This window comes from Ruegeria sp. CE9 (genome assembly GCF_056537425.1).
In genome coordinates this window covers 1-1,117 of record NZ_JBQFRO010000074.1, presented here as the reverse complement: position 1 = coordinate 1,117, position 1,117 = coordinate 1, and the positions used below count along the sequence as shown (strand labels likewise).

At 56.0% G+C, this 1,117-nt stretch carries 2 protein-coding genes; both read left to right on the top strand.

What is annotated here, in order from left to right; all coding sequences use genetic code 11:
• A partial coding sequence (locus tag ACR0B3_RS24095) for an HAD-IA family hydrolase (protein ID WP_480811251.1) occupies window positions 1–323 on the top strand: 323 nt, incomplete at its 5' end.
• 60 nt (window positions 324–383) lie between these two features.
• On the top strand, window positions 384–1,117 hold a 734-nt coding region (locus tag ACR0B3_RS24090), incomplete at its 3' end, for a RecQ family ATP-dependent DNA helicase (RefSeq protein WP_480811250.1).

Below are 1,117 nucleotides of genomic sequence, written 5' to 3'. Positions count from 1 at the left end.
GGCCAGGACGGCGGCATTCACGATATCTGCGATCTGCTTTTGGATGCCTTCCTCGTCCAATTCATGCTCGCTTTTCGGCCCATACGCTTGGCGTGGCCAAACCTGATCCGCGCTTGTTTTTGATTGCGGCTGAGAAAATGGGGTGCGATGCCGCCCATGCCGCAGTGATCGAAGACAGCCCCACAGGCGCAAAAGCGGCCGCGCGGGCGCATATTCCCTGCTTTGGCTATGCGGAACATGATGACGGCGCGCGCCTTGCTGCGGAAGGGGCCTATGTGTTCCACGATATGGCGGATTTGCCTGCGCTTTTGCGCTTGCCTTAACCTTGTGCCTTTGGCCCCGATATGGGACAGAAGGACCAAAGAAGCAAAAAATAATCAGGCATGAGCAGCGCAGAGGCCCTTTTATCCCGTGTATTCGGCTTCCAAAGTTTCCGCCTTGGACAGGCGGAGATTGTCGAGGCCGTGGCCAAAGGTGAAAACGTCCTCGCCATTATGCCGACAGGTGGGGGGAAATCCCTTTGCTTTCAGTTGCCCGCCTTGATGCGTGATGGCGTCACTTTGGTCATTTCGCCCCTTATTGCATTGATGCGAGACCAAGTGCGGGGCTTGCGCGAGGCAGGGATCAATGCAGGCGCGCTCACCTCAGGCAATACGGCCGAAGAAACCGATGCGGTCTGGGACAGTCTGTCCAAAGGCGAATTGAAACTTCTCTATATCGCGCCAGAACGCTTGGCCTCGGGCGGGATGGAGCGGGTTTTGGCAAAATCGAATGTCAGCTTGATTGCCGTGGATGAGGCCCATTGTGTCAGCCAGTGGGGCCATGACTTTCGGCCTGATTATCTGAAAATTGGCGCTCTCAGGCGCAGCCTTGATGTGCCGCTTGCGGCCTTCACCGCGACAGCGGATGCCGAAACCCGTGCCGAGATTGTGACGGGGCTCTTTGATGAACAAGCCCCCCAAACTTTTTTGCGCGGCTTTGACAGGCCAAATTTGAGCCTTGCCTTCGAGGTGAAAAATCAACCACGCCAACAAATCTTATCTTTTGCAGCAGCGCGCAAAGGACAGTCAGGCATTGTCTATTGCGGCACACGCGCAAAGACAGAAACCTTGGCACA